25 protein-coding genes are annotated in these 22902 nt (G+C 43.1%); 16 read left to right on the forward strand and 9 right to left on the reverse strand.

The window, feature by feature from the left end:
- Nucleotides 1–47: 47 nt before the first annotated feature.
- Nucleotides 48–932 (reverse strand): hypothetical protein, encoded by an 885-nt coding sequence (locus tag RM049_RS04890; RefSeq protein ID WP_322703376.1) that lies wholly within the window; start codon nt 930–932, stop codon nt 48–50.
- Nucleotides 933–1963: 1031 nt separating this feature from the next.
- Between RM049_RS04890 and RM049_RS04895 the strand changes: the two genes are divergently transcribed.
- From RM049_RS04895 to RM049_RS04905, 3 genes are all read left to right on the forward strand, one after another.
- Nucleotides 1964–4318, forward strand: a complete 2355-nt coding sequence (locus tag RM049_RS04895; RefSeq protein WP_322670750.1) for a ribonuclease R family protein — start codon at nt 1964–1966, stop codon at nt 4316–4318.
- A 17-nt stretch (nt 4319–4335) separates the two neighbouring features.
- The gene (locus RM049_RS04900; RefSeq protein ID WP_179065018.1) at nt 4336–4956 is read left to right on the forward strand and encodes a flavin prenyltransferase UbiX; all 621 of its coding nucleotides are present in this window, start codon (nt 4336–4338) and stop codon (nt 4954–4956) included.
- A gap of 290 nt (nt 4957–5246) precedes the next feature.
- Nucleotides 5247–5948, forward strand: a complete 702-nt coding sequence (locus RM049_RS04905; protein ID WP_322670752.1) for a LapA family protein — start codon at nt 5247–5249, stop codon at nt 5946–5948.
- A 19-nt stretch (nt 5949–5967) separates the two neighbouring features.
- Here the strand turns inward: RM049_RS04905 and RM049_RS04910 are convergent, their stop codons facing one another.
- Nucleotides 5968–6162: a hypothetical protein gene (locus RM049_RS04910; protein WP_322670753.1), complete on the reverse strand. Its 195-nt coding sequence runs from the start codon at nt 6160–6162 to the stop codon at nt 5968–5970.
- A gap of 797 nt (nt 6163–6959) precedes the next feature.
- Between RM049_RS04910 and RM049_RS04915 the strand changes: the two genes are divergently transcribed.
- A complete protein-coding gene (locus RM049_RS04915) occupies nt 6960–7505 on the forward strand; it encodes a shikimate kinase (protein WP_322703472.1) in 546 nt (181 codons plus the stop codon).
- An 11-nt stretch (nt 7506–7516) separates the two neighbouring features.
- Here RM049_RS04915 and RM049_RS04920 read toward each other — a convergent pair whose 3' ends face one another.
- Nucleotides 7517–8140 (reverse strand): Uma2 family endonuclease, encoded by a 624-nt coding sequence (locus tag RM049_RS04920; RefSeq protein ID WP_322703377.1) that lies wholly within the window; start codon nt 8138–8140, stop codon nt 7517–7519.
- A 201-nt stretch (nt 8141–8341) separates the two neighbouring features.
- Between RM049_RS04920 and argB the strand changes: the two genes are divergently transcribed.
- On the forward strand, nt 8342–9238 hold the full coding sequence (gene argB / locus RM049_RS04925; RefSeq protein WP_322687856.1) for an acetylglutamate kinase: 897 nt from the start codon (nt 8342–8344) through the stop codon (nt 9236–9238).
- Between the two features lie 71 nt (nt 9239–9309).
- On the opposite strand, the gene RM049_RS04930 is transcribed toward argB, so the two are convergent.
- On the reverse strand, nt 9310–9762 hold the full coding sequence (locus RM049_RS04930; RefSeq protein WP_322670757.1) for a hypothetical protein: 453 nt from the start codon (nt 9760–9762) through the stop codon (nt 9310–9312).
- Nucleotides 9763–9931: 169 nt separating this feature from the next.
- Between RM049_RS04930 and RM049_RS04935 the strand changes: the two genes are divergently transcribed.
- The 3 genes from RM049_RS04935 to pyrE all read left to right on the forward strand — a co-directional run bounded on the left by RM049_RS04935 (nt 9932) and on the right by pyrE (nt 12173).
- On the forward strand, nt 9932–10474 hold the full coding sequence (locus tag RM049_RS04935) for a tetratricopeptide repeat protein (protein ID WP_322703378.1): 543 nt from the start codon (nt 9932–9934) through the stop codon (nt 10472–10474).
- Between the two features lie 180 nt (nt 10475–10654).
- A complete protein-coding gene (locus tag RM049_RS04940) occupies nt 10655–11557 on the forward strand; it encodes a DUF3153 domain-containing protein (RefSeq protein ID WP_322703379.1) in 903 nt (300 codons plus the stop codon).
- Nucleotides 11558–11639: 82 nt separating this feature from the next.
- Nucleotides 11640–12173, forward strand: a complete 534-nt coding sequence (pyrE, locus tag RM049_RS04945) for an orotate phosphoribosyltransferase (RefSeq protein ID WP_322703380.1) — start codon at nt 11640–11642, stop codon at nt 12171–12173.
- 75 nt (nt 12174–12248) lie between these two features.
- Here the strand turns inward: pyrE and RM049_RS04950 are convergent, their stop codons facing one another.
- A complete protein-coding gene (locus RM049_RS04950) occupies nt 12249–12602 on the reverse strand; it encodes a helix-turn-helix domain-containing protein (protein ID WP_322699457.1) in 354 nt (117 codons plus the stop codon).
- 146 nt (nt 12603–12748) lie between these two features.
- Here RM049_RS04950 and RM049_RS04955 point away from each other — a divergent pair, with 146 nt between their 5' ends.
- Nucleotides 12749–13366: an FMN-dependent NADH-azoreductase gene (locus RM049_RS04955; RefSeq protein WP_322703381.1), complete on the forward strand. Its 618-nt coding sequence runs from the start codon at nt 12749–12751 to the stop codon at nt 13364–13366.
- A 137-nt stretch (nt 13367–13503) separates the two neighbouring features.
- Here the strand turns inward: RM049_RS04955 and pdxH are convergent, their stop codons facing one another.
- A complete protein-coding gene (gene pdxH, locus RM049_RS04960; protein ID WP_322703382.1) occupies nt 13504–14148 on the reverse strand; it encodes a pyridoxamine 5'-phosphate oxidase in 645 nt (214 codons plus the stop codon).
- Nucleotides 14149–14275: 127 nt separating this feature from the next.
- Here pdxH and RM049_RS04965 point away from each other — a divergent pair, with 127 nt between their 5' ends.
- From RM049_RS04965 to RM049_RS04980, 4 genes are all read left to right on the forward strand, one after another.
- Nucleotides 14276–15361, forward strand: a complete 1086-nt coding sequence (locus tag RM049_RS04965; RefSeq protein ID WP_322683372.1) for an AI-2E family transporter — start codon at nt 14276–14278, stop codon at nt 15359–15361.
- 134 nt (nt 15362–15495) lie between these two features.
- Nucleotides 15496–15651 carry a hypothetical protein gene (locus RM049_RS04970; RefSeq protein ID WP_322703383.1) on the forward strand — a complete coding sequence of 52 codons (156 nt, stop codon included), beginning with the start codon at nt 15496–15498 and terminating at the stop codon, nt 15649–15651.
- A gap of 83 nt (nt 15652–15734) precedes the next feature.
- The gene (locus RM049_RS04975) at nt 15735–16565 is read left to right on the forward strand and encodes a ScpA family protein (protein ID WP_322703384.1); all 831 of its coding nucleotides are present in this window, start codon (nt 15735–15737) and stop codon (nt 16563–16565) included.
- A 537-nt stretch (nt 16566–17102) separates the two neighbouring features.
- Entirely contained in the window at nt 17103–18272 is a 1170-nt protein-coding gene (locus RM049_RS04980) for an NDP-sugar synthase (protein WP_322670766.1), read from the forward strand.
- 152 nt (nt 18273–18424) lie between these two features.
- Here the strand turns inward: RM049_RS04980 and speA are convergent, their stop codons facing one another.
- Nucleotides 18425–20446 (reverse strand): biosynthetic arginine decarboxylase, encoded by a 2022-nt coding sequence (gene speA, locus RM049_RS04985; protein WP_322670767.1) that lies wholly within the window; start codon nt 20444–20446, stop codon nt 18425–18427.
- Between the two features lie 269 nt (nt 20447–20715).
- Here speA and ndk point away from each other — a divergent pair, with 269 nt between their 5' ends.
- On the forward strand, nt 20716–21165 hold the full coding sequence (gene ndk / locus RM049_RS04990) for a nucleoside-diphosphate kinase (RefSeq protein WP_322670768.1): 450 nt from the start codon (nt 20716–20718) through the stop codon (nt 21163–21165).
- 137 nt (nt 21166–21302) lie between these two features.
- Here the strand turns inward: ndk and RM049_RS04995 are convergent, their stop codons facing one another.
- The gene (locus RM049_RS04995) at nt 21303–22025 is read right to left on the reverse strand and encodes a TerC family protein (protein WP_322670769.1); all 723 of its coding nucleotides are present in this window, start codon (nt 22023–22025) and stop codon (nt 21303–21305) included.
- A gap of 90 nt (nt 22026–22115) precedes the next feature.
- The gene (locus tag RM049_RS05000; protein WP_322703385.1) at nt 22116–22280 is read right to left on the reverse strand and encodes a hypothetical protein; all 165 of its coding nucleotides are present in this window, start codon (nt 22278–22280) and stop codon (nt 22116–22118) included.
- A gap of 18 nt (nt 22281–22298) precedes the next feature.
- Here RM049_RS05000 and RM049_RS05005 point away from each other — a divergent pair, with 18 nt between their 5' ends.
- Nucleotides 22299–22535: a DUF433 domain-containing protein gene (locus tag RM049_RS05005; RefSeq protein WP_322703386.1), complete on the forward strand. Its 237-nt coding sequence runs from the start codon at nt 22299–22301 to the stop codon at nt 22533–22535.
- The gene (locus RM049_RS05010; protein WP_322703387.1) at nt 22532–22885 is read left to right on the forward strand and encodes a DUF5615 family PIN-like protein; all 354 of its coding nucleotides are present in this window, start codon (nt 22532–22534) and stop codon (nt 22883–22885) included. The genes RM049_RS05005 and RM049_RS05010 overlap by 4 nt, the downstream gene beginning before the upstream one ends.
- Nucleotides 22886–22902 lie beyond the last annotated feature (17 nt).

Consider the following 22902-nt stretch of genomic DNA (forward strand, 5'->3'; position numbering starts at 1 on the left):
ACAAATGACTAATGACCAATGACAAATGACAAATGACAAATGACTAATCAAAATCCCGCTATTGGGTCTGGCTGAGATTGTAAGTATTTGAGGAATCCGTGTAATTCTTCTTCAGTCAGCAAAGTCCGCCCGCGCTTACCGTAGGTTTCAATCAGATGCTCCCGTCCCTGTTCTGGTGTCCAGCCTAAACGCTGAAGTTCGACATCTGTTTTAGCAATTACATCTGATAAATCCACTGGTTCAGCTTTTTTCTTTCTCTTTCCTGTCACTGACGGGGTAGTGGCATTTTCTTGAGGGCTGTAACTCCGGGGTGTAAATGGTGTGACATTGTTGGCAGAAATTGCCGGAAAGGTTTGATTTTCTGGCTGGTTATCAAAATTTATTTCCAAGTTCTCAACTGGAGGATCGAATTCTAGCTCCTGCTTGCCAGTCATCGGAAAGTTTTGACCTAAATCCTGGCTATAGGTATCGTTTAGAGGTGCAGCATTGCTGTACCCGTATTGTTCCTTACTACTTGTTACTACTTCTGGTTTGATGTTCCGTTCTTTGGAAGGCGGTATAGAGATTTCTTTGTCGCTGACTGCTGGCCACTGACTACTAACAAAATCCTCATCTTTGGCAGAGGAATAAGCAGCAGGCTCACTCAATCCAGCTTTAATATTCAAGTCAGGATTTAGCTGTGCTGGGGAAAGTGGACTTGAGGTCAACGCTACTGATTCTGGTGGCGCGTTTGTAATACCCAAAACTATCAGCGCCCTGGTTCTGGCTTGGTCTTCTGCTGCTTCTACTGTTTCTGCCGCTGCCATACCCGTAGCACGGGTTACGCCTTCAATTTGCACGCTTGCCCGAACAATATATTTTCCTTGAAAAATTTGCACTAATTCGGAAATCAAATTGCCCTTGGGATACAAGCTCTGGAATTGAGCCAACATAATACTGCTACCAATCTAAATATTTTTAATAACGGGGTTGATACTGCCTGTATATTCAAGCGAGATCGGCTGCCCTTACTTTAATTTACATCCACTCGATACCCAGGATGCCTGTCAATATTGCATTTATTTATTTATTTTTAATTGCCTACTATGTATCATCAGTTTCTTGCAAGCGATGAGTAGGTATAATTCTCTGCTCTGAGCCGTCAAGGTGATATTCTTACTTTGCCTGGTGTCCCAATTGTAGCAGTAGCTCTTTTTTGACGAAATTTTTGGTCAGTGCTAACTTATCTGGGTAGTCTTGCTTGCAATGCTATACTGATTACCCAAGTCTATATCTAGAACTATTTTCTGGAAGTGCGCTCTAAATCTACAATAATGGAGATAAGGTTCGCCCTCGCTGCTTATTAAGCTGCTTACCTAATTGTTACCGATTCTACATGTGGGAAAATTGGGTTCACCAGCAGTTCCTCCTAGTTAAAAATCAGAGTTTAATGGCGTAAAATTACCTTCTCTCTAGACAATCAAACACCTGTAGTTTCCACGCCACTTGACGGCAGTGCGGTCTTGGGGAGACCCCAGACGCTCGCAGACTCGCTAAGGCTTTTAGCGTCTCCCCTTGGAAAAGACCGCAGTGGCTCCCTTGCATAGCGCTTTTGGGCAGTATGGATTCTCTAAACCCAGCTTCTTAAAAACCCGTCGCGTAATTAACTAGCGGGGCTAAATTTTAATCAGGTGTGCAATCTTAAGTTTGGTTAGGTGAAGGGACTTGAACGCAGGCGAATTCTGAGAGCATCGTGCAGTGAGAAGTTTGTAAACGCCCAGAGTTGTCCGTGGGTCGGCTTCTTTGCAAAGGAACTGCGGGAGTAGTTTCCCCCTCTTACTGGGTCGGGCTTCCTTTCCTTAGAACTTAGGAAGCTTGCTTCAGAGCAATTAGTTTCCAGCTTGTTTCTGTAAGCCGTGAGGGTATACAGAAATGAACCAGATTAAACAACAAATGATGTTTTGACCAAAGGTCGGTTCACTGCATGGAATTTTCAATCGCTACACTCCTTGCCAATTTCACCGATGATAAATTGGTAGCTCGGAAGGTTTTAGAAAAGAAACTTGGCTGTGAAGATGAAAAAAGTTTACAAAAACTTCACATTGCCTTAGATGTTCTGGAAAAAATCGGTATTTTAGTGAAGGAACGGGGCAAGTACCGCCGTGTCTCAGAAGAGGGAATAATCGAGGCAAAACTCCGTTGTTCTAGTAAAGGCTTTTGCTTTGCTATTCAAGATGTGGAAGGAGCCGAGGATATTTACATCCGCGAAAGTCATCTGAGTAATGCTTGGAATGGCGATCGCGTTTTGGTAAGAGTTCTCAAAGAAGGCAGTCGCCGACGCTCTCCCGAAGGTGAGGTGAAGCTGATTCTCGAACGCTCTAACCACACTTTACTGGCACGAATCAAGCAGGTAGAAACTGGTTTTCGGGCTGTGCCTTTAGACGATCGCTTACTGTTTGAACTCAAGATTCAACCTAACGGGGCGAAGTTAGAAGAAGCGATCGATCATCTGGTTCATGTGGAAGTTTTGCGTTACCCGTTGGCACAATATCCTCCCCTTGGTCGAGTGGTGCAAATCCTCGGTAGCGATGCCGAAGCCGCTGCTGATATAGATTTAGTTACGTGCAAACACGACCTTTCCCGGACTTTTCCAGATAATGTTCTAGAAGCAGCTGCGAGGTTGCCCAAAAAGCTCCTGAAAGCAGACCTGAAAAATCGGCTAGATTTACGTAATTTGTTTACTCTCACGATTGAAGGAGTAAATAGCGATACCAAAGTTATAGAAAACGCTTTTAGTTTAGAAAAAAACTTAGCTGGAAATTGGCTTTTGGGCGTTCATATCACCGATGTTTCTCACTATGTCCAACCTGATGAAGCCTTAGATAGAGAAGCACTCAAACGGGGCAAATCAGTATATCTAGGAGAATTGGTGTTACCAATCTTGCCCCCAGCAGTAGCAGAACGCTGTTCTTTAGTACCTGGGAGCGATCGCTTAACCATCTCTTTTTTAATTACCATCGATCCCCAATCGGGAGAAGTGCTGGAATGGGAAATTCAACCCAGTGTAATTAACGTCGAGACTGCACTGACTACAGAACAAGCTCAAGCAATTCTCACAGGTGAAGTTGAAGATAAATCATCACAGGTTTTCCAAATCCTGCAAGACCTCCAAGCCTTGCAAACTGCCGTGAAACAGGTACGCTTGACTCGTGGTAGCCTCCAGTTGAATCTGCCGCCTAGCCAAAACGCCTATTATGATGAAGGGATTCTCGGCGCTGTGGTGGTGAATGATTTACCAGTGCGATCGCTACTCACGGAGTTGGTACTGTTAGTTAATCAACTGTTTGCAACTCACTTAAATGCCCTTGGTGTTCCGGCTATCTGGCGAGTCCAAGGTACTCCTGATGTTGAAGATGTCCAGGAAATGTTGAAATTGGCAGTCAATTTAGGCGTTGACCTCACATTAGATCCAGAAGTTGATATCCAACCCTTAGATTACCAACATTTGACCACAGCTTTTGCTGAATCTCCCTCCGAGCAAGTTCTTACTTACTTGTTACAAGATACACTGAAGCCGTCTGCATACAGTACCACTAAAGGATCTCACTTTGGTCTGGCATTACCGCAATATGTCCACTTTAGCGCTCCCTTGCGGCGGTTCCCAGATTTGCTCATGCAGAGAGTGTATTACACGTTACTGGAAAACGGACGCGATCGCCGCAATACCCGTGTCAGAGAGCGCGTTAATCTCCGCCACTCTTCTAGCCACGAGGAAATTAACTGGAACGTTTTACCCCCAGAATTGCAACAAGAACTGCAAAGCGATTTGACCAGGGTAATTGTTCAAATCAACGACCGAGAAAAAGAAGTCCAAGAAGCCGAAGCCGATTTAGCCGGACTGCAAAAAGCCCAACTGATGAAGCAACGCATCGGTCAGGTATTTCAAGGCGTGATTACCGGAGTTCAATCCTACGGTTTCTTTGTGGAAATTGAAGTGCCTGCGGCTGAGGTGGAGTCCAGCACTAATCATGGTGTGCCTTTGCGGGTAGAGGGATTGGTACACGTCAGTTCTCTCAAAGATGATTGGTATGAATATCGCGCCAGACAACAGGCACTGTTTGGGCGCAAAAATCGCGCTTCTTATCGACTAGGCGATCGCGTCGCCGTGCAAGTTAAGAGTGTCGATTACTACCGTCAGCAAATTGATTTAGTGACAGTAGGCAGCGATGGTGTCGCCAAAGGTTTAACTGGCAATGATTCTCGTGATGACCTTTCAGACCTCTACTTACCAAATGATATGGAGCCTGATGACCTAGATCCTTACTCTGAGGACGAGTAAAATCCACTACAACTTACGTGTCAAATAACACCAAACCTTTAATTTTAGGCGTATCGGGCGCATCTGGTCTGATTTACGCTGTTCGCGCGATCAAATTTTTGCTAGAAGCGGAGTATAGCATTGAATTAGTTGCCTCTAAATCAACTTACATGGTTTGGCAGTCAGAACAGGAAATTCGGATGCCACCAGAACCAACCGGGCAAGAACAATTCTGGCGAGAGCAAGCTGGTGTTGCACTTGCCGGTAAACTCCGGTGTCATCCTTGGAGCGATGTCGGAGCCGGAATTGCCAGCGGTTCCTTTGCCACTCTGGGGATGATGATTATTCCATGCAGCATGAGTACAGTAGCAAAGCTAGCAGTTGGCTTGAGTTCCGATTTACTAGAACGGGCAGCGGATGTCCAACTCAAAGAAGGGCGAAAGCTGGTTATTGTCCCGCGTGAAACGCCTTTTAGCCTCATCCACCTGCGTAACTTAACTTCTTTAGCAGAAGTTGGAGTTAGAGTTGTCCCCGCTATTCCCGCCTGGTATCACAATCCCCAAACCATCGAGGATTTAGTTGATTTTGTAGTTGCCCGTGCTTTAGATCAACTAGATATTGACTGTATTCCAATTCAGCGGTGGCAAGGTCGTCGCTAATACCCTGAGTAGATTTATTAGACCTCTTGCAAAAATATATTTTTCCAAGACAGGGAAAAGGGTAAAGGTTAAAGGAGAAGGGTTTTGAGTTTCTTTACCCTTTTCCCCTTCACCTTTACCCCGACAAATGCCAAGAAGTCTATTGTAAATTTCACAATAGTCTTAAAAAGGTAATGATAGAGATAGCTGATAGTGTCAGTAGTCAGCGAACAGTAATTAGTGAAGAATAACTAGACCGATCGCTGACATTGATAATTGACTGCTGATAATTGACAACTGACAAAATTGCTATGGCTGTAATTCGCTTAATTCTATTGGTGGCAGTACTGGGAGGACTAACGCTGTTATTAGTCCAAAATTTCTCACCTGCCCTATCGCTAGTATTTTTGGGCGTGCGAACTCAACCATTACCACTAGCGATATGGATTTTGTTCAGTACTGCCACTGGTGCTTTCACATCGATATTGATTGCTACCTTATTTAATTTATCCAATTATTTTGTAGCAGGACAACGCCAAACTCCTAACAGAAGAACCACCCCTTCAAGTCGTGCGAAGGCAACCCAAAGAGAAGAACCGACATCTCGCCCTGCCAGTCCTCCACCACCAGCTAGTAAAAGAGAAGAGTCTAGCAGTGAGGGATTTGATGATTGGGAGACAAATAGCAGTAGAGATGATGATTGGAACTTTGATGAAAAGTCAGAAGAAGTGCCTATTCCTAATTCTCAAGCTCAACAACCTAAAGACTCAACAACTTACGAACGTCAATCAGAAGCCAAAAGCACTTCTCGGTCTGGTTCAGTTTACTCCTACAGCTACCGCGAGCCAAAAAATACGGCTGCGGGAAAAACTGAATCAATTTACGATGCTGATTACCGAGTAATTATCCCCCCTTACCAGCCGCCAACTACCAATCAAGCCGATGATGATGATTGGGAATTTTTTGAGGATGATGATGATTTTGAAGATGATGGTAAACGCCCCCGTCGGTGAGATGTAGCAGGCTACATCTCTATTTAATGCCACACCGTTCTCTAGATTCCTGCTTGACCCTACCAGTCATGGCAGCTTCTTGCAAAATCATGAAAGCATTAAAATCTTCCAAGTCATATCGGGTAGTCAACAGTTGTCGTAGTTGATCTTCAGCTTCAACTGTCAAATAACCAGTTGCTAAAGCTCTTTCTACAACGTCACGAATTCGAGTCATGGTTGACACCTCATTCATACAATATTTATTCATTCAGGCTTATTGGGGTGGAATATGCAGTAGTCTTTGTGTCGAAATTTCAATTTTTTTGCAAGTTTTTTTTGGGCGATCGCGGTAAATCAGTCATTATTTACACCTTTATTAGAAACATTTAATTGAGCGGGTCTTGTTATAACTGAACTTTTAGAATAACGACCCTGTACTGTTAGAAACACAGTATTATGTATACTTAAAATTAAACATCAGAGTAAAAACCCTGATTATTCAGATAGACAGATATTGTTTAAATAAAGTTTCAAACAAGCTAGGTTAATTTTTTGGTTAAGCATAGGCATTACTATACAGCAATTACCTAGTTACTTCCGAAAAATTACTACATTCATAAGAAATTCATCAGTAATAACTGATGATAATTTCAGAGAAGAATCGTTAATTTCTTGCCTAAGTTACTTTAAATACATTAATAACGGTAATTATGTCATTTCGTTCCTCTTAAAATAGAAGATGAATTTGCAGATTTTAAAAATAATTGGAAGTTAGAAAAGTTATAAGTAAATTTGAGAGAAACAAAGTGAAAAACTTTGATATCTGTTGAAAATAAATTTATTGAGGTTTATTTTGTTTTTGTATGCCTGCGGAAATTACTAATATCGGCATCAAGTTGTAGTAGTAAACTATTAGAGTTTGCGCGATTATGTATCAAACTCCGTATTTTTAAGTCCTAGATTGAATCGTTGAGTTTATAATTTAAAGCTGTGACTCAGCACTCAAAACTTATAATTGGAGCGAAGCAACTGGTGAGCAGCTTATTACAAGGAGTCAACCTGTACTTAATTGGTATTATGGGCGTTGGTAAGACGACAGTAGGGCGCTTACTAGCAAAAGAACTGGGTTATGGGTTTGTAGATACCGATGGTGTCATTGTCCAAGCAACAGGTAAATCTATCAATCAATTATTTGCAGAAGTTGGTGAAGCCAGGTTTCGCCAGTTAGAAAGTGACGTACTTTCACAAATTTGTGCTTTTACAAAGTTGACTATCGCAACCGGTGGGGGCATTGTATTGCGGCGAGAAAATTGGGGTTACTTGCACCACGGTTTGATAGTGTGGCTAGATACGCCAGTGGAGATAATTTACAGCCGTTTAGCTGAGGATACCACAAGACCACTGCTGCAAGATGCCGATCCTAAAGCTAAGTTGCGATCGCTCCTCGAACAACGAACACCACTTTATTCTCAAGCTGATTTGCACATCACCGAGCGAGAGGGAGATACACCTGAAGACGTTGCCAAGCGAATACTTGAGGCAATTCCTAGCGTTCTCAAAACACAAGTTTCTCATTAAGAAGACTCAAATTACCAAATTTTGCCCATCCGTAGGATAAATCCTGGTAATTCTGGATTACCATTAACTGCTTCGGGATTATCCAAAATTTCAACTTCTCGATTCGGACGATAAATGTAGACTTTTCGATTTTGCCGATCGATTAACCAGCCTAGTGATGCACCGTTATCGATGTACTCCTGCATTTTCTCTTGTAATTTGATCGGGCGATGTCTACGACGGGCTACGCCTACGCTAGATGAGCGTAACTCAATCACAAAACTGGGGCAAATTGGTGCAAATGAAGCTTTTTGTGCATCTGTTAAGGCGTTCCAGTGCTCCAGTTCAATCCAAGAAGCATCAGGGGAACGCATCGCTCCATTAGGTAGCGTAAAACCTGTACTAGAGTCAAAGCCTATGCCAGTGCCATCTTGTTCAGTCCAATTCCCAAGCTGTGCAGCAATGTTAAAGTTACGGTTGCCCGTATCTGAAAAAGCTGGGGGCATGATGATGACTTCCCCATTGGCAGTACGCTCAATTCGCAAATCTCCATTGGCTTGGCAGAATTCGTAGAATTGCTCATTTGTCATTTGCACAAGCGAAGGAAAATTTACCGTTAGGGGTGTGCTTTCAGTTTGAATTAGCAGCGTGGTCATTTTCATTCCCTAGCTTCAGCCGAATGATTTCAATTCTAGAGGTTTGAAGAAGCGATCGCTTATTTTTACAAATCCAGCCAGATTGCTAGAGTCATTATAGTACTAACATACTTACTTAAATTGGGCAGCAGAGATTGTGAGGAGTTACAAAGTCTTCTACACTGACTGAAATAGGTTTTAACTCTCTCTGTTAGGCTCCTCATGACGGTCAACGATTCTGAATACATCAGGCAAGCTGAAGCCACTCGTGTACGTGTACTCAGCGAAGCACTACCTTATATTCAACAATTCGCCGGTCGCACTGTTGTTGTCAAATATGGTGGCGCGGCAATGAAAGATAGCACACTTAAAGACAAAGTTATCCGCGATATTGTATTCTTATCCTGCGTGGGCTTGCGTCCGATTGTAGTCCACGGTGGTGGCCCAGAAATTAACAGTTGGTTAGATAAGCTGGGCATCGAACCACAATTTAAGAATGGTCTGCGAGTCACTGATGCCGCCACAATGGATGTGGTGGAAATGGTTTTAGTTGGTCGAGTTAATAAAGAAATTGTCTCCTTAATTAACCAAGCTGGTGGTTTGGCTGTCGGACTTTGTGGTAAAGACGGTAATCTATTTACTGCCCGTTCCCAAGGTCAAGAAGGCATTGGTTTTGTGGGAGAAGTCAGCAATGTAAATATCAAGATTTTGGAAACCCTCGCTAGCAATGGCTATATTCCGGTAGTGTCTAGTGTCGCCGCAGACGAGACGGGGCAAGCTTATAACATTAACGCCGATACCGTAGCCGGGGAAATCGCTGCTGCATTAGGTGCAGAAAAGTTAATTTTACTGACCGACACCAGTGGAATTTTAAAAGATTACAAAGACCAATCTACTTTGATTCCGAAAGTAGATATCCGCGAAGCCCGCGAGTTGATTGCTGATGGTATAGTTAGCGGTGGGATGATTCCCAAAGTGAATTGTTGTGTGCGATCGCTTGCTCAAGGAGTCCGTGCCGCACACATCATCGATGGTCGCATTCCCCACGCGCTGTTACTGGAAATCTTTACTGATGTTGGGATTGGGACGATGATTCTCGGTTCGCAGTTTACCTATTAGAGTGCCGAGTGCTGAGTGAGAAGTGAGGAGTGAGGAGTAAAAAGTTCTTATTATCCCCTCATCTCCCTACTCTACCGGGGATAGGTAATAATAACCCGCGATCGCCCACCGCTAAATGGTGTACGAGGCCATGAATTATTGATAATTACTGGATTAACTAGAGTTGAGTCTCGAATTGTTGGATTGATCGGCGTGAAATTTCTAATATTTTGCCTGAACTGGGGATAGGAATAATCGCGGTAATGATTACGTTGTGGCATTAGTCCTGTTGTTGGGTCTACAGGCATAGGCATGGGAATCGGACTACCATAAATAAAGGAACCCACAGAAGGCGACGATTGCCTGACTCCATAACCACCATCATTTACGAACACGCGCTGGGTAGAATGCGATCGCCTGACTCCATAACCACCATCAATCCCGAACGCGCGCTGGGCGGATGCTGGAGCAATGCTTACACCCATCACTGCTAAAGTCATACCTGCTAAGAGCCAATTCAGTTGCGAATGCTTGATTTTCAACATAATTTTGCTCACCTGCATTTGATACCAGAATTTTTAATCAGAAAATAGTTGCAGCTACTTACTTAAAATTTTAGAAGTTTATCTGCTTCAGATTGCCAGCTTTTGAAAAGATTCCAAAAAGATTGCTGGCATTGGCAAAATGAAAATAGTGCTAATTTTTGTATAAGACGTGAGTACAGAAAGTCTAGAAATTGCTAAAACCCGCTACCAGGCTGGGAAAGTTGCCTTTGAGAATGGGCAATACCGTGAAGCCGTAGAAAATTTAGAAAAGGCCAGCGCTTTATTAGCTCGTAATTCTCGTCTTGGGGGCGAAGTAGAAATTCATCTAGTGACAGCTTATGAAGCGGCTGGACGCACGGATGATGCGATCGCTCTTTGCGAAAGACTCAAACGCCATGCTCATTTTGAAATTGCCAAACAAGCGCGGCGGATGCTTTATATCTTAAAAGCACCAAAGCTGAAAAGACCCAGCGAATGGATGACCGAAATCCCCGATTTGGGCACACTAGCGGATAATGAACTCAAAATTTCTGTACCTGCTAAGTCTCCAAAATCTTCTGGGGAGCAAAAGCCAAAACCTGCTGAGCCAGAATTCGTTGACCTCAGTCAGGTCAATACCAGAGATAATCGCTTTATCTGGGTGGCGCTAATTGCCATTGGTTTAACCATCTCGTACTTGGTTTGGTTGAATTTTTCCGGAACTCCTGGCTGATAATAATTTTGGATTTTGGATTTTAGATTCTTGTGGTTTATGCTTCACCCAGAAGGGTTGAGGCATGAAGCAAAATCCAAAATTTAAAATTTTTGAGCTTTATCCGCTTATCGGTGGGGTCAATCCAAAATCCAAAATTTAAAATCCAAAATCTGTTGACTTTGGGGGAGATTTATAGTTATGAATTCTTCAATTTTCGGAAAGATTTTCTTGTGGTTAGTCAGATCGTTTAATTTTGTGTTGGCAAATATGAAATTGCCCTCACGAGTGAATGGCCGAAATCGAATAAACCGCGTCTTTCCCATCCGAAATCCTATTCTTTGGCTAGTGCTGTTAACATCTCTCCTACTGACTGGCTGTGTAAAGTACGATGTGGGGCTTAACTTTGACAACTCAAATAGTGGCGAACTAGTACAGCATATTAAGTTGGGAGAACGGCTAACCAGTTTTAGCGGCGATTCGGTGTATGAGTGGTTAAAGAGCATAGAACGCCGCGCCCGTCAACTTGAGGGTAAAGCACAGCGAGTTTCCCCAGAAGAAATCATCGTCACAATTCCTTTTAGCAGTGGTAGGGAATTGCAAGAGAAGTTCAACGAATTCTTTAACTCCCATGCGAATCAACCCTCTGAGTCTGTACAGAGCGAATCTGACTCAGAACTGCCGAAAATTGAATCAAACGTCCTCTTGGAGGAGAATAATTTTTTACTTTTAGTTCGAAATCGGTTGATTTATGATTTGGATTTGCGATCGCTCTCTCTAATCGCTAGCAAAGGTAACGTCCTAGCTAATGCTGGTTCAATTCTCGATTTGGAATTTAGCTTGAAGACTCCTTGGGGAGCCAAAAATATTCAACTAACTGAAACTGCAATTGAGCCAGAAAAAAATGGCAATCAATTAGTGTGGAAACTCCAGCCTGGTGAGCTAAACCACATAGAAGCTGTTTTCTGGCTTCCTAGCCCCCTTGGTATTGGTGGGTTGTTAATTATTCTGTTTGTCTCAGGAGGATTGTACTTGAGATATAATTTCATGCCAGATCCGAGAATTCAGTTTCCTCCCAAAGTAGCAGCAATCCAGGAACAGTAGACTATTTATCTGTTAAATATTGTTAGCGAAGCCGATGCATTTTCCATCGGCTTTTTTACCTTTTCCCCAGCTTTTTGTAAAAATGAGTCATAGCGAATTAGCCAAAGAAATTGTTCGTGTTTCCTATTTGAAAGGCGAGTTTCGGTTACGTTCTGGTCAGATATCTGACCATTACTTTGATAAATATCAGTTTGAATCTAATCCTTTGTTACTGAAGCAGTTAGCTAAAGAAATGGTAAAAAAGATTCCACCAGGAACAGAAATTCTAGCAGGACTAGAATTAGGGGGAGTTCCTTTAGCAACAGCAATTTCATTAGAAGTTGAATTACCAGTTGTCTTTGTTCGGAAGACAAAAAAAGAATATGGTACTGAGAAGCTAGCAGAAGGAATTGATATCCAAGGAAAAAAATTGTGTATCATTGAAGACGTGATTACAACAGGTGGTCAAGTTGTAAAAAGTACCGAAGCGCTGCGTCATGAGGGAGCGATCGTGGACTTTGTACTCTGCGTAATCTGGCGCGGAAGAACGGAAGACAACAGCCTCGAAAAAGCTGGTATTCAAAAACTTCCTCTATTTGATATGGAAGAGCTTTCAGTATGGATGGAACTGTCTTGAAGCCCACAATTAAAATATCTTAGACAATAGCCCTAAAAATACTTAGGTTTGAGATAAAACTTGTGTAATTTCAGCTTAAACATTACTATTGCTATGTTCTCGTTGTTCGCTGCCATACCAACGTTCAGCAAGCCTATTGAGTTGATGAAGGATTTCAATGAGTTCCTGTCCGCGTTCTGTAAGACCGTAAGTGACTTGAGGTGGGATAGTTGGTTCATACTGGCGATAAATAATTTCTGCTGCCTCAAGCATCCTCAGTCTTTCTGTCAGCATTTTGGTTGATATGCCTTCTACTTGGCGCTTCAATGCACCAAAACGAGTAGGCCCGCGATTACACAACACCCATAGTATGTACATTGTCCAGGGGCCCGATAATAAGGACATCAAAATACTGATTGGGCAAGCATCAGGATTTGTAGAAGCAGACATCGATAAGTTAGCCAAAATTATCCAATAGTTACTATAAAGTAACTACTTTACTTTAGTAACTAGTTACTTTTAGTATCTGATGTAATGCTTTGAAATAAAGATTTAAAAAAGTAAAAGCAGAAATCCTAGTTAATCAGGAGATATTTGTGGTAAACATTCTACATATTGATTCCAGCCCCCGTGGTGAACGATCGCACTCCAGAGAATTATCTAAGGAATTCGTCAGTGCTTGGAAGGCAGCACATCCTGAAGATGCGATCGCCTATCGAGATTTAGGGCATCACCCAGTTCCTCACGTTGATGAAGCTTGGATTGCGGCGGCATTTTCACCACCAGAAACCCATACTCCAGAATTAACTGAGGCAATTAGGATTTCTGACGAACTGGTTGATGAGTTTTTGGCAGCCGATCGCTACGTCTTTGGAGTGCCAATGTATAACTTCAATATACCTTCCACCTTTAAGGCTTACATCGACCAAATCGTTCGCATTAACCGGACTGTTGCCTTAGATGCTCAAGGTTTTAGAGGGTTAGTCGAAGGTAAAAAGGCAGTTATCATTACAGCTCGTGGCGGTGACTTTAGCGCCACCTCCCCAGCCGTTGCCTACGACTTCCAAGAACCCTACCTGCGGACGATTTTCGGCTTTATTGGGCTTACAGACATTCAATTTATTAACGCTAATAGCTTGAATGAAGGTGATGCTCGTACCCAATCTCTATCAGAAGCACGAGCAGCAATTAAAGATTTGATTCCTCAGTGGTAATGTGATACGGGTCATTGGGCATTGGCCATTGGGAAGGAGGAGGCAGAAGGCAGAAGGCAGGAGGCAGAAGTTCTTTAATTTTGAATTTTGAATTTTGAATTTTGAATTGATTTCTCCCCCTGTCCCCTGCCTCCCCTTCACGGTGACAATCGCTCAATCTTCCAAGTGCCATTATCTAAACGGCTATAGAGCAAGCGATCGTGCAGACGGCTAGGGCGTCCTTGCCAAAACTCAATTTCTGTAGGGATAACTCGTAAGCCTCCCCAATGAGACGGTCGAAAAATCTCTTGATTTTCATATTTGCTTTGGAATTCCTGCAAGCGTCGCTCTAAGACTTCTCGACTTTCTATGACCTCGCTTTGATTAGATACCCATGCACCCAGGCGACTGTTAGCTGGGCGACTGTGAAAATATTGGTCAGACTCAGTTTCGGAAACTTTCTCCACATACCCCGAAATTCGGACTTGACGTTCCAGTTCTGCCCACCAAAAGACTAAAGCCGCTTGGGGGTTTTCTGCTAATTCTTGTCCTTTGTGACTGTTGTAGTTAGTAAAGAAGGTAAAGCCCCGTTCATCAAAATCCTTAAGCAGCACCATTCTGGCTGAAGGCTTACCGTCTGGTGTGGCTGTGGCAATGGTCATGGCATTAGGTTCAGGGAGTTGTGCTGCTAGAGCCTGATCGAACCATTTTTTAAATTGGATAAAAGGATTGAGTTCTACTTCGAGTTCGCTCAAGCCTTCCAAGGTGTAGTCTTTGCGAAGACCAGCTACAATTTTGTCCATTGTGATTTGTTTCCTTGCTATCAGATACGCTTATATATATCTTTGTTAAAAATATCTATGATGATAATCAGTGCCATCAAGAATTTTACAAATTATCTCAAGGAATATTTAAAATAGGTTGCGTCAGATGCGCCGTTCAGCCTCCCTTCAACGCTTGTTAATTTATGGTCTGAGCGGTCCGATTATCGCTCTTAATATCTGGTTGCTGTCTGTGCTTTTTCGCTATTTCCAGCATCCCATTACTGTCTTGAGCATTGCGGCGATTCTGGCTTTTCTGCTCAATTACCCGGTTAAGTTCTTTGAACGTGCTCAGATCACCCGCACTCAGGCGGTGATCGTAGTTTTACTGGCAACATTAACCCTGCTTGGGATTTTGGGCGTTACCCTAGTACCGTTGATCGTCGATCAAACAATCCAACTGTTAAATAAGATCCCTGATTGGTTAACCGCCAGTCAAGCAAACCTAGAGCAGTTTGAGATGTTGGCAAAGCAACGACGTTTGCCAATCGATCTGAGGGTTGTGAGTAGTCAAATCAATGCCAACATTCAAAATGTAGTGCAACAGCTAGCTTCTGGTGCAGTAGGATTTGCTGGAACACTACTTTCTGGATTAGTTGACTTAGTGTTAGTCATTGTGCTTGCATTTTATATGCTTTTATATGGCGATCGCGTCTGGTATGGTCTGATCAATCTTTTACCCTCTAACATTGGAGATCCCCTCACCACATCCTTGCGCTTAAACTTTCAGAACTTCTTCCTCGGCCAGCTGTTACTAGGATTGTTCATGGTGCTAACCTTGACACCAATTTTCTTAGTCATAAAGGTGCCTTTTGCCCTGTTGTTTGCCATTTTAATCGGTATTTCAGAACTCATTCCCTTTATTGGGGCGTCTCTCGGTATTGGTCTGGTGACAATTTTAGTACTACTGCAAAATTGGTGGTTAGCAGTTCAAGTTGCGATCGCGGCAATTCTCATGCAGCAGCTTAAAGATAACTTGTTAGCTCCCAGGATACTCGGTAATTTTATCGGACTCAATCCCATTTGGATTTTTGTAGCTATTTTGATGGGATTTGAGATTGCTGGCTTGTTAGGGACAATTGTTGCTGTTCCAATTGCTGGTACTATTAAGGGCACTTTCGATGCTATTAAGAGCGGCAAGCCGAGTGATTTTGTCTCAACTGTCACTATTGCCCATGATTCGCCTCCTGATTAAGGGGGCAGGGGGCAGGGGGCAGGGGGCAGGGGGCAGGGGGGACAAAGGGACAAGGGGGAATTATTGAACAAGTCTTTTTCTTATCTCCCCCCTCTTCCTTGTCTACCTTGTCTCTTCTCAATGCCCCATGCCCAATGCCCCATGCCCAATGCCCCATGCCCAATGCCGAATGCCCAAGGTCAAAAGTTGCACAATCTAATCTCACAATTCACAATGGTGATCGATTACAAATTTTAGAGGATATTGCCAGCAGGCAATTTCTGAAAAAAGAAGCGCAAGCGAATGTATAGAGTATACGCTTTGCCAATAGTCAATTAATTTAGTCTTGAATTTACATTCTTTTGATTCTCATTAATTAACTTAGAACCTGTTGATGGAAGCTTCCGAGCTGTTAGAAACAATCACATTTTTGATTTACCAAGCCGAGCAGGGGGAAATTGATCCTTGGGATGTCCAAGTGATCGAGGTGATTGACCGCTATTTAGAACTGATGGCACCGGGGGCAATAACAAGAGGCTATGAAGCGGACTTGTCTCAATCTGGACAGGCATTTTTATCAGCATCAATGCTGGTATTATTCAAGGCAAATACCTTGATGCAATTGTCAACAGTAGGAGATGCACAAGATGGTGTAGAAGATGATGCCTTACTGGAAGGTGAGGACGGTGTATTACATCAGGGTCATCGTCTACCCTTAGAACGGCAATTGCGTCGTCGTCCAGCGGCAATGCCACCACCAAAGCGTCGGGTAACTCTGCAAGAGTTAATCGAGCAATTGCAGATTATGGCTAACCAACTAAAACTGGTAGAGAAAGTCAGTAAACCTATCCGTCCCAGGCGTCAACCTAGCGTTCAAAGTATGCGAGAGGCGCTGGAGTTAGCTCACCAAGAAAATCTGACAGAAGTCGCCAGAGAACTGGAGCAGGTGTTGAAATTGTCGACAAGAGAGCTAAGTTTAGAACAAAATTGGTTGAATTTAGAACAACTTGTAGAATTGTGGACTAAGACAAAGCTTCTTAACCAAAATGGGTCTGGACATGAGTCTAAACACAGTAACCTAGTTAGCGTTTTCTGGGCACTACTATTACTCTCGGCTCAATCGAAGGTAGAGCTATTTCAAGAGGATTTTTATCATGAAATTAAAATTCGCTTAATTAGAGATTCAGCTAATATCGGCAAACCTTTTGAGAACCCGATGAACTAAGAAAGTCAAAAGTGGAGGCAGGAGGCAGGAGGCAGAGATAGAAACTGTTTATATGTGATGCGTAAGTCCTGCATTTTGTACCTCATCTACTTGTAAACTGCTGTATTGTTGCTCTTTGGTGAAAAGTGACGCTCTTGTGTTGCTAACAGAGCGCCGGAACCGACGATCGGACTTTTCGCTTTGTCACGGATAACAGCGCCCTATATTTATGCATGAAGAGACAAAACAATTTAAATCAAAAGTGCGGGCATCAAGATTTAAGACTTCCTGGTTAGAAAAATAGGAATTTATTTATGGGTTTTCCTCCTGCCTCCAGCATAGCTGCTTCCTTTGTCATAGATTTTTGATTCAGCCGCAAAATCCGAGTAAATTGAAAAGATAAGCGATCGCTTGTCATCTAAGTATATCAATGGTTGTAATAACCACTAAATTCCTGTTATCCCTATTCTGGGGGATGACTTAGAGCAGAAATAAAAACTGATGATAAAGTATCACTCGATGAAAGTAAACTGGCTTGTGGTTGAGGAATAAATTTTTATGAAAGCGATGATTCTCGCGGCTGGCAAGGGTACTCGCGTGCGTCCTATTACGTACACTATGCCCAAGCCGATGATGCCCATCCTGCAAAAGCCAGTGATGGAGTTTTTACTAGAACTGTTACGCCATCATGGATTTGACCAGATTCTAGTTAATGTTAGTCATTTGGCTGAGGAAATAGAAAACTATTTCCGTGATGGTCAGCGGTTTGGAGTGCAAATTGCCTATTCCTTTGAAGGGAAAATTGATGACGACGGTAAATTGGTGGGCGAAGCGATAGGTTCAGCTGGAGGGATGCGACGCATCCAAGATTTCTCACCCTTTTTTGATGATACCTTTGTAGTTTTATGTGGTGATGCTTTAATTGACTTGGATTTAACTGCGGCGGTTAAATGGCATAGAGCTAAAGGGTCGATCGCTACCATTATCACTAAATCTGTCCCCAAAGAAGAAGTTTCTAGCTATGGTGTGGTTGTGACTGACGAAGAAGGTCGTGTCAAAGCTTTCCAAGAAAAACCTTCAACTGAAGAAGCCCTCAGCACCAACATCAACACAGGTATTTACATTTTTGAGCCAGAGGTTTTTAACTATATTCCCTCTGATGTTGAATATGACATTGGTAGCCAATTGTTTCCCAAATTGGTAGAAATCAAAGCCCCCTTTTACGCCATTCCTATGGACTTTGAATGGGTAGATATTGGTAAAGTTCCAGACTATTGGCGGGCGATTCGTGGTGTGCTGCTGGGTGAAATCAAAAATGTACAAATTCCTGGTCATGAAGTCGCCCCTGGTATTTACACTGGCTTAAATGTCGCCGTAAATTGGGACAAAGTGGATATCACAGGCCCAGTTTACATTGGTGGGATGACAAGAATTGAAGACGGAGCTAAAATTGTCGGCCCAGCCATGATTGGCCCCAATTGTTGGATATGTAGTGGCGCAACAGTGGAAAACAGCGTCATTTTTGAATGGTCGCGCTTGGGCCCTGGAGTCCGGTTAGTCGATAAGCTAGTATTTGGACGTTATTGCGTAGATAAAACTGGCGCTGCGATCGATGTTCAAGCTGCTGCTTTAGACTGGCTGATTACCGATGCCCGTCAGACACCGCCATCACATACCCCTGTTGAGCGACAAGCGATAGAGGAATTGTTGGGGACAAATACAAATTAAAGTTAGGAGTTAGGAGTTAGGAGTTAGGAGTTTGGAGTTTGGAGTTTGGAGTTATTATTTCATATTTCCCTCTTCACTTCTAACTTTTAACTTTATTCCTAACTCTTCACTTCTAACTTTTAACTTTATTCCTAACTCTTCACTCCTAACTCCTAACTATTTAAGTACGTATATCTTCTAAGACTCTGCTCGTAGGTTTGCAGTAGTCGCTGAGATTCCGCTAGGGTGATGCGCTTTTCTTCTAATGCTTTCTCGCAACGCTGGCGAATGTTTTCTACCATATCTTCGGAGTCATACTGGACGTAGCTTACTACTTCGCTCATCGTGTCACCTTTGACAACGTGTTCAATTTGGTAGCCTTTGGGCGTTAATTGGATGTGAACGGCGTTGGTATCGCCAAACAAGTTGTGCAAATTCCCCATGATTTCCTGGTAAGCTCCATTCAAGAACATTCCCAAATAATAGGGTTCTCCGGGCTTGTAGGTGTGCAATTCTAAAACCGACTTGACATCGCGCAGGTCAATAAAGCGGTCGATTTTACCATCACTGTCGCAGGTGAGGTCTGCTAAAATTCCCCGCCGTGTTGGTTCTTCATCTAAGCGGTGGATTGGCATGATCGGGAATAGTTGGTCGATCGCCCAGCAATCTGGTGCCGATTGGAACACTGACATATTCACGTAGTAGATGGAAGCCATGATTTTCTCTAGGTCTTCTAGTTCATCGGGTACGTATTCTTCCTGTCTAGTGATGGTAAGAATTTTTTGACAACAAGCCCAGTAGAGACGTTCGGCTTTAGCTCGTTCTCTGAGGCGTAAAATTCCTAAGTTGAAGCGGCTGATGGCTTCTTCTTTGAATTGTGTAGCGTCGTGGTAGAACTCCTGATAATTCTCTTTGTTAATGGATTGGTAAGTTTCCCAAAGATAATTAATAATCGGGGATTCTCCCTCTTGTGGAGGTTCTGGGTTGTCGAGAGGGACATCACTAGTACTAAGAACATCAAAAATCAGCACCGACTGATGGGAAGCGATCGCTCGTCCACTTTCACTAATCAGTGTTGGTACGGGAATCTGCCGCTCTGCACAGGTATCTTTTAACTCTGCCACGATGTCATTGGCATAGTTCTGCATGTTGTAATTTTTCGATGCATAGAAGTTGGTTTGAGAGCCATCATAATCTACGCCCAAGCCGCCACCAACATCAAGGTATTTCATATCCGCCCCCAGCATTGCCAATTCCACATAAATGCGGCTGGCTTCTTGGATAGCATCTTTAATTACATTAATGGCAGAGATTTGTGAGCCGATATGGAAGTGCATCAACTGCAAAGAATCGAGCAGGTTAGCTTCGCGTAACTTGTCAACAGCCTCGATGACTTCAGGCATTGTCAAACCAAATTTAGCGCGATCGCCACTAGAGGTTCCCCAACGTCCCATACCTTGGGTACTGAGTTTAGCACGAACACCTAATATCGGCTTAATACCTAACTGGCGATTGGCATCAATTACCAAATCAACTTCTTCAATCTGTTCTAAGACGATGATTGGTGTTTGCCCTAGTCTTTGGGCTAACATTGCCGTTTCGATGTATTCTCGGTCTTTGTAGCCGTTGCAAACTAACAATGCTCCTGGTGTATCCAACACAGCTAGAGCAATCATTAATTCTGGCTTGGAACCTGCTTCTAAACCAAATTGATGGGGCTTGCCAAATTTCACTAAATCCTCAATCAAATGCCGTTCTTGATTGCATTTGACAGGAAACACACCACGATAGACACCAGGGTAATTGTAACGAGCGATCGCTTTGGCAAAACAAGCATTCAACCGCTCAATCCGGTCTTCCAAAATATCGGAAAAGCGAATCAACATGGGAAGTCCCAAGTTGCGCTGTTTCATGGAGTTGACCAATTCAAACAAGTCAAGAGATCCCCCGCGATCGCCCTTGGGTGACACGGTAACGTGACCAGCAGCGCTAATGGAAAAATAAGGTTGTCCCCATCCTTCAATGCGGTACAAAGCTTCGCTATCCTCAATTTTCCAGGAGCGAGGTAAATCTCCTGTGGTAGTAGGACTCGGTGGTAACAGTTTTTTTTGTTTATGATTTTTCACTTCAGATTTTTGTCCATTGGACGGTACTTGTACCACCTCGTCAGATGTAGCAGTTGACTCAACACCCATTTCTTCCTAACCTCTGTTTTTCACCCATGAGTTAACAATTTAGCGCATTCATTTAGGAACGTATATGCACCCAAGGATAATTTCTGAGATAAACTCTGATTGGTCAAGAGTCGTATGTCATTAGTCATTAGTCATTAGTCATTGGTCATTGGTCATTAGTGCAAAACCCTTGTACTCAAGACAGAGGACGACAAAGGACGAAGGACAAAGGACGAAGGACAAAGGACAATTGACTAGATAAAAACTTTATTAAGCTTTGGGAGATAGTAATGGAGCGCACATTTTTAGCAATTAAGCCTGATGGCGTCCAGCGGGGACTAGTGGGGGAAATTATCCGTCGCTTTGAAACTAAAGGTTTTACCCTAGTTGGTTTAAAGTTACTAAAAGTCAGTCGGGAATTGGCTGAACAACACTATGATGTTCACCGGGAACGTCCCTTTTTTGCTGGTCTAGTCGAATTTATCACTTCTAGCCCAGTGGTAGCAATGGTATGGGAAGGTGATGGTGTCGTTGCATCTGCTAGAAAGATTATTGGTGCGACAAACCCTTTAACAGCAGAGCCGGGAACGATTCGGGGCGATTTTGGTCTGAATATTGGTCGCAACTTAATCCACGGTTCTGATGCTCAAGAAACCGCGCAACGGGAAATAGCCCTATGGTTTAAGGATGAAGAATTAGTCAGCTGGCAACCACACTTAACGCCTTGGTTGCACGAGTAAGACATTAGGGACTGGGGCATGGGGCATGGGGCATTGAAAACAGGCAGAGGCGATGGGGGGCAGAGGGGAAAAACTTACTGTAACTTCTCCTCTGCTCCCCTGCTCCCCTTGTCCCCTTGTCCCCTTGTCCCCTCTTTTTACTTAGAGACTTCGCTCTTTTCCGGTTCTACTTGGGGCAGTTCAGTGTCAACACGCTTGGAAAATCCCCAGCCTAAAATTAGGAAGATAGCAGCAATCATGATCCATTCTGGTGGAACTAAACTATCGTTCACCACTTTCAACAACAGGCGCAAGCCTACCAAGGCGACAGTTACATAGCCTGCGTCTTCTAGGTTTTCATATTCGTCTAGCCAACGGATAAACAATCCCGCCATGAATCGCAGCGTAATAATACCAATTGTTGCACCCGTTAGCACTAGCCATTTTTCTTGAGAAACTGCGATCGCAGTGGTCACGCTATCCAAAGAAAATGCTAAATCTGTAAATGCAATCACGGGTATGGCTTGCAACAATGAATTAAAACGCGGCCCGTGATGGCGGTCGTCGTTGGCTTCTTGTGAGGTAAAGTGTTGGAATACTAACCACAGCAGATAAGCAGCGCCCAATAATTCAAATTGCCAGAATTGTTGTACCCAAGTAGCAGTGAGAATCAGGGTGATTCGCAGCACATAAGCAACGACTAAACCAAAGTTGAGTCCTTTACGCTCAAGTTCTTCGTCTTCCAGCCCCCTAGCGATCGCAGCCAGAGCGATGGCATTGTCGGCAGATAACAGCGCCTCTAAAAGCACCAGGATCAGCAGAACTATAGGGGCTTCAATGGTGAAATGAAAGTCGAGGTAATCAAAAATTCGGTCTAGCATTCCGGGTTTCTCAAGCAGAAAAAAATTAAAATTTGACAAGAACAGAGATTTGCATATTAAAAGCGCAATAAATTGCCACTCTAATTCAGCTTAACGTGGTTGGGGTGCATTTTGAAGAGGGTTGAATGTGTGCGATCGCCCTATGAGTGGGGTAATTTGCGTATAAGTCAATACACCCAAAGTTTTAACATCTAGTTTAGTGCGATCGCAATGGGCTACTGTCTGTTCGCATCTAGAATTAGAAGATGAGAACATAAAATATGGTAAGAGTTTATGGATAACACACTTCTAGAACGCATCACTCATAATCCAAATATCTGCCACGGTAAACCCTGCATTCGAGGACTTCGTTATCCAGTTGAGTTTATTTTGGAACTGCTCAGTTCTGGCATGACTACTGAGGAAATCTTGGCAGATTATGAAGATTTAGAATCTAAAGATATTTTAGCTGTCTTGTTATTTGCCGCTCGACTCAGCCAAGTCAAAAGCATTCATCGAATCGCCTCATGAAATTTATTGTCGATGCTCAGTTACCAGTTCGTCTTGCCCGTTTTCTCAAAACTTCAGGTTATGACACGATCCACACCAGAGACTTACCTGGAGAAAATGCAACGCCAGATAATGAGATTAATGCCGTATCAATTCAACAAAATCGAATTTTAATCACCAAAGATGTGGATTTTGTCAACTCTTTTTTAACAGTTCAGCAACCTTATAAACTACTTTTAATCACAACAGGGAATATCAATAACTCAGAATTGGAATCCCTATTTATAGCGAACTTCCAATCTGTAGTTGAATTGTTTAAGCAGCATTCCTATATTGAAATAAGTCGAGACACCATTATTGTGCATCAATAGTCTCTATAAAAATTTCT

This window comes from Nostoc sp. DedQUE04, from assembly GCF_034530995.1.
In the GTDB taxonomy this organism is placed as follows: Bacteria; Cyanobacteriota; Cyanobacteriia; order Cyanobacteriales; family Nostocaceae; genus Nostoc.

Coding starts and splice junctions, on each gene's coding strand:
- RM049_RS04890 (WP_322703376.1), bottom strand. CDS start 932: ATGTTGGCTCAATTCCAGAGCTTGTATCCCAAGGGCAATTTGATTTCC.
- RM049_RS04895 (WP_322670750.1), top strand. CDS start 1,964: ATGGAATTTTCAATCGCTACACTCCTTGCCAATTTCACCGATGATAAA.
- RM049_RS04905 (WP_322670752.1), top strand. CDS start 5,247: ATGGCTGTAATTCGCTTAATTCTATTGGTGGCAGTACTGGGAGGACTA.
- RM049_RS04910 (WP_322670753.1), bottom strand. CDS start 6,162: ATGACTCGAATTCGTGACGTTGTAGAAAGAGCTTTAGCAACTGGTTAT.
- RM049_RS04920 (WP_322703377.1), bottom strand. CDS start 8,140: ATGACCACGCTGCTAATTCAAACTGAAAGCACACCCCTAACGGTAAAT.
- argB (WP_322687856.1), top strand. CDS start 8,342: ATGACGGTCAACGATTCTGAATACATCAGGCAAGCTGAAGCCACTCGT.
- RM049_RS04930 (WP_322670757.1), bottom strand. CDS start 9,762: ATGTTGAAAATCAAGCATTCGCAACTGAATTGGCTCTTAGCAGGTATG.
- RM049_RS04940 (WP_322703379.1), top strand. CDS start 10,655: ATGAATTCTTCAATTTTCGGAAAGATTTTCTTGTGGTTAGTCAGATCG.
- pyrE (WP_322703380.1), top strand. CDS start 11,640: ATGAGTCATAGCGAATTAGCCAAAGAAATTGTTCGTGTTTCCTATTTG.
- RM049_RS04950 (WP_322699457.1), bottom strand. CDS start 12,602: ATGTCTGCTTCTACAAATCCTGATGCTTGCCCAATCAGTATTTTGATG.
- pdxH (WP_322703382.1), bottom strand. CDS start 14,148: ATGGACAAAATTGTAGCTGGTCTTCGCAAAGACTACACCTTGGAAGGC.
- RM049_RS04965 (WP_322683372.1), top strand. CDS start 14,276: ATGCGCCGTTCAGCCTCCCTTCAACGCTTGTTAATTTATGGTCTGAGC.
- RM049_RS04970 (WP_322703383.1), top strand. CDS start 15,496: ATGCCCCATGCCCAATGCCCCATGCCCAATGCCGAATGCCCAAGGTCA.
- RM049_RS04975 (WP_322703384.1), top strand. CDS start 15,735: ATGGAAGCTTCCGAGCTGTTAGAAACAATCACATTTTTGATTTACCAA.
- RM049_RS04980 (WP_322670766.1), top strand. CDS start 17,103: ATGAAAGCGATGATTCTCGCGGCTGGCAAGGGTACTCGCGTGCGTCCT.
- speA (WP_322670767.1), bottom strand. CDS start 20,446: ATGGGTGTTGAGTCAACTGCTACATCTGACGAGGTGGTACAAGTACCG.
- ndk (WP_322670768.1), top strand. CDS start 20,716: ATGGAGCGCACATTTTTAGCAATTAAGCCTGATGGCGTCCAGCGGGGA.
- RM049_RS04995 (WP_322670769.1), bottom strand. CDS start 22,025: ATGCTAGACCGAATTTTTGATTACCTCGACTTTCATTTCACCATTGAA.
- RM049_RS05000 (WP_322703385.1), bottom strand. CDS start 22,280: ATGTTCTCATCTTCTAATTCTAGATGCGAACAGACAGTAGCCCATTGC.
- RM049_RS05005 (WP_322703386.1), top strand. CDS start 22,299: ATGGATAACACACTTCTAGAACGCATCACTCATAATCCAAATATCTGC.
- RM049_RS05010 (WP_322703387.1), top strand. CDS start 22,532: ATGAAATTTATTGTCGATGCTCAGTTACCAGTTCGTCTTGCCCGTTTT.